Annotated in this window: 2 protein-coding genes; both read right to left on the minus strand. The window is 70.7% G+C overall.

The annotated features are described in order from the left end of the window. The coding region (locus D7V97_RS40360; protein WP_120615885.1) for a tetratricopeptide repeat protein at positions 1 to 1,312 on the minus strand (1,312 nt) is incomplete at its 3' end. Further along, a partial coding sequence (locus D7V97_RS40365) for a tetratricopeptide repeat protein (protein ID WP_233583548.1) occupies positions 1,309 to 4,597 on the minus strand: 3,289 nt, incomplete at its 5' end. The genes D7V97_RS40360 and D7V97_RS40365, both read right to left, overlap by 4 nt.

A 4,597-nucleotide genomic window follows, 5' to 3' on the forward strand; every position in this document is an offset into this window, starting at 1 on the left:
GGGTGGGTGTCCTGGCCGCCTCGGTGGGTTTCGCGGCGGGTTCCGCGGGCTTCGCGGCGGGCTCCACGGGCTTCTCGGCGGCCTTCTTCAGGCCTTCCTTGCGCTCGCGCTCGCGGCGGCGGGTCTCCCGGTCGATGCCCTTGTTCGCGTCCTTCACGTACTGGGCGGTGCGCTCGTCGGTGCCGCCCTTGGCCTGGTACTGGCCCAGGTAGGCCACGGCCTTCTGGAGTCGCTCCAGCGGGTCCATGCCTGCGGGCTCCAGGTCCAGGTGGAGCAGGGCCAGGTTGAAGTACGGGTCCTTGCCGTCGGGCTGGAGCTGGAGCACGCGCTCGTACTCGGCCAGGGCGCGCGCGAAGTCGCCCTCGCCGCGGTAGGCGTTGCCCAGGTTGAGGTGGGCGGCGGCGAAGTCCGGTGCGGCGCGCACGGCGGCCTCCAGCTCCACGCGGGCGGCGGCGTAGTCCTCGCCCTCGTTGAGCAGGGCGCCCAGGTTGTTGCGCGCCTCGGCGAAGTCCGGCCGCAGGGCAATGGCCTGACGGAAGCGCTCCAGCGCCTGCGGGCGCTCCTTGAGGCCCAGGTGCACGAGCCCCAGGGCGTTGAGCGTGGACGCGTCCTGCGCGTCGATGGCGAGCGCGTTGCCCAGCACCATGGACGCCAGCTCGTACTTGCCCTCGCGGGCGTACACCTGCGCGAGCACCTGCATCGCGGGCACGTGCTGCTCGTTGACCTGGAGCGCGCGGCGGGCCTCGGCGACGGCGGGCGCGTGCTGCTTCTGTAGGAGCAGCGTGAGCGCGAGCGCCGTGCGGCGGGCCACCGAGTCCTGCTTCGTCAGCGCCTCGCGCAGCTCCGCCTCCAGGGACGCCGCGCGGCCGGTGCGCGCGGACAGGCGCACGAGGCAGTCCCAGGCGGTCTCCAGCTCCGGCTCCAGCGACAGGGCCTGCCGGTAGGAGCGCTCCGCGTCGGGCAGCCGGCCCTGGCGCTCCTGCACGATGCCCAGGTTCGTCCACGCGGGCGCGAGCTTCGGGGACTTCTCCAGCAGGGCCTTGAGCGCGGTCTCCGCGATGCTCAGTTCGCCGCGCCGGGCAATCTCCACCGCGCGCGTGAAGTCCTTCTCCGCGCCCGCGGTGGACCTGGGCTCGGGAGACTTCGGGGCCGTCTCCGACTTCGGCTCCGGCTTCGTGCCGGTGCTCGCGGAGGCGATGGGCCCCGCCGCGGGCCCGTCCAGCTTCGACTCCGTGCGCGGCTGGGGGCCGGAGGCGCAGGCGGACAGCCAGAGCGCCAGCCCGGTGAGCGCGAAGCGCGTGCGGTGGCTCATCGTGCGCCCTCTTCCGTCAGCCGGGGGGCCGTGTCGGGTTCGACGCGCGCAGGCGGCACGGGCGCGGTGAGGCTGCCCACGAGGCCGTCCGTGTACACGGTCTCCGACGCGATGGCGCCCTTGGGCTCCTTCAGGACGGGGTACTCCTTGGGCCGGAAGCGGTTGAGCGCTTCGAGCGTGCGGTGCGTCCACTCGTTGGAGACGTGGTTCTTGCGCGCCTCCTTGAGCGTGGCGGCGTAGCTCTCCACCGCGCGGTCCTCCAGCGCGACGGTGCGCTGCGTGAGCATGTCCTGGTAGGCCAGCACCGCGTCGTCGCCCAGGCGCTTCACCTCCGGCGGCACCGGGGCCTCCAGCAGCGTGTTGCCGAAGCGCTCCAGCGCGTGCCCGCGCCGGTAGAACGCGGCCAGCGACCACTCGAGCTGCTTGTACGGCAGCACCTTCCCGTACGCATCGCTCACGGTCTTCACGGCTTCGGTCTTCTTGGTGAAGCTGCGCTCCAGCACCTTGCCGGAGCCGGTGATCTTCAGCGCGTCGAACCGCTGGAACTCCGCCTCCGCCAACTGGAAGCGGCTGTAGGCGGCGGCCTCCGCGGCGCGCTGCTGCGTCTCCGGCTTCAGCTTGCGGCGGTCGAACTCATCCGCGGCGGCGGCATACGCGCGCGAGGCCTCCTTCGCGTTGCCCCGCTTCTTCCACGCGTCGCCCAGGCGCCGCTTCGCGTCCACCACCAGCTCCACCTGATCCGGCTTGCTCGCGAACTTGCGGACGAACGCCTCCAGCGCGTTGATCTCCCCGCGCGTGTCGCCCTGCTTCTCCAGGATGCGGGCCGCGCGGTACTGGTTGTCCGGCGCGTTCTTGCCGTGGGGGAACAGCTCCACGCAGCGCTGGAACGCGGCCGCGGCCTCCGCGTAGCGCTGCTGACCTTCCAGCAGGGCCGCCGCGTTGTAGAGCGCCGCCTCGCGCTCCTCCGCCGCCGGGTAGTCCTTCACCAGTTTCTGGTAGCTGGTGACGGCCTTGTCGAAGTCGTAGGACTTCTGCGCGTTGACGGCCACGCGGAAGAGGGCGGTGTGGGCCCACGGCGACTTCGGGTAGTCGCGGTACACGCGCTCGTAGAGCTTCATCGCGGAGTCGAACCGGCGCAGCTCCTCGTACGCCACCGCCGCGTTGTTGAGCGCCTTGTCGGCGAACTCGTGGCGGGGTGCCTCTTCCACCAGCTGGAGGTACTTCTTCGCCGCCTCGTCGTAGCGCTTCTGGGCCGCGAGCTGATCCGCGAGGTTGAAGCGGCCGGCGAGCTTGAACTTCATCAGCTCGCGGTACTGGTCGCTCTGCGGGTCCACCACCTGCGCGTTGCTGGCGAGCCGCGCGCTGACCTCCTCCACGCTCTTCCAGTCCTGGTCGACGAGGAACGACTCGATGATGAGGTTGGTGGCGTAGCCGGCCACCGCGTTCCGTGGATACGTCTGCACCACGCGCTCGAAGCGCGGCCGGGCCTGGGCGAAGTCGTCGTGCGTGTAGAACAGCTCCGCGGCCTGGTAGGCGATGCCCGGCGCGGCCTCTTCCTTCGGCAGCATCGCCACGTACGTATCGGACGCCTTCACCAGCCGCGCTTCGGTCTCCGCCAGGGCCACGGGCGCGTGGGGGCTGTCCTTGGGACGCTCGGCGGCGCGCAGCGGCTTGCGCTCCGGCACGCGGCCTTCCTTCACGTCCCGGGTGAGCTGCTCCTTCCACGCGAGCACCGCGTTGTGCGCGGACACGTTGCGGTAGGTGTCGTCCTGGTTGGAGTCACGCACGGCTTCGTACGCCTTCGCCGCCGCGTCGAACTGGTTCGAGTTGAAGAGGCACTCCGCGAAGAAGAAGCGCATCGGGTACGCGCTCTTGCTGCGCGGGAAACGCTCCAGGTAGGTGCCGTAGGCGCGCGCGGCGCCAGCGTAGGTGGACACGGCCTGCTCCGCCTTGCCCTCCTTCTGGAACGCCTGGGCCTGCTGGTGCTGGTAGGTGGCGGCGGAGTACAGGCTCTGTTCGGCGAGCGTCTGCGCGTTGGACAGCGCGTTCGGATCGTCCTTGTTCTTCTCGTACCACGCGCCGCCGGGCAGGTAGCTGTTGGCCAGCTTCTCCGACTCGAGCGCGTACAGGTCCATGCGCCGGTCGCGCTCGTAGGCCTGGACGATGCGCTGCTGGAGGCGCGGTGCGTCCGCGGTCAGCGGATCCGTGGCGAGCACCCGCTGGTACGCGGCGATGGCGTCCTCGTTGCGGATCTGGTCGAAGTAGACGTTGCCCAGCCGCCGGTACACCTCCGCCTCGTAGGGACGGCCGCCCCGCTTGGCGAAGATCTCCTGCGCCCGGGCCATGCCGCCCCAGGTCTCGTCGGCCAGCGACAGCGCGATGTACTGGAGCGCCTCGGCGCGCAGGTCGCCCTCGTCCGCCTTGTCACCGGATTGCTGGTGCGACTGGTAGTGGTCCAGCAGCAGCAGGAAGCTGTCCACGGCCTCGTCGAACCAGTCCATCCGGTAGTACGTCCAGGCGAGCTTGTAGCGGGCCTTGTCGTAGAAGCGGTGTCCGGTGTCGCGCGTGGCGGCGGTGTACGCGTCGGCGGCCTTGCGCAGCGCCGCGGGGTCCGTCTCGTCCTCGAACCAGTACTCGCCGATGCGCGTCCACGCGTCGGTGGTGAAGCGGCTCTGGGGGTAGCGCGTGGTGAGCTGCTGGTAGGTGGCGAGGCTCTCCTCGTCCTTGTGCTGTTCGGAGAGGCAGTAGGCCAGCAGGTACAGCGAGCCGTCGTTGAGCTTGTAGTCCGGGAACTGCGCGAGCAGCTGGCGGTACAGGCCGATGGACGGCGTGAAGTCCACCTCCGGCTCCGGCGGCAGGTCCGCCATCGCCTCGTCCGACAGCGTGCGCACGCGCTCCGCGTAGTCCTTGCGCGCGAGCTGGTGCTCGTCCGTCGAGCGCTCGTAGTACAGCTCCGCCAGGCGGAACATCACGTCCGGCGTGGAGCGGGGCTCGTTCGGGTAGCGGCGGAGGAAGTCCTCGAAGCGGGAGATGGCGTCCAGCCGGTGCGTGCGCTCCTGCGACTCCAGCGCGGTGAGGGACTTCTCGTAGGAGCTGGAGAGCGCCGCGCGCCGCTGCGCATACCGGCGCTCCACCAGCTGCTTCACCTCGCGGTGGAAGTCGCGCGACTCCGCTTCGTACGCCTCCAGCGCGCGGCTCACCTCACCGAGCAGTTTCTCCTGTTCGGGCGTGTGGCCCAGGCCGTCCAGGTAGCGCGGAGCAGGGGCGGCGACGGGGGACGGGGCC

It is taken from the genome of Corallococcus sp. CA053C (genome assembly GCF_003611675.1).
Taxonomy (GTDB): domain Bacteria; phylum Myxococcota; class Myxococcia; order Myxococcales; family Myxococcaceae; genus Corallococcus.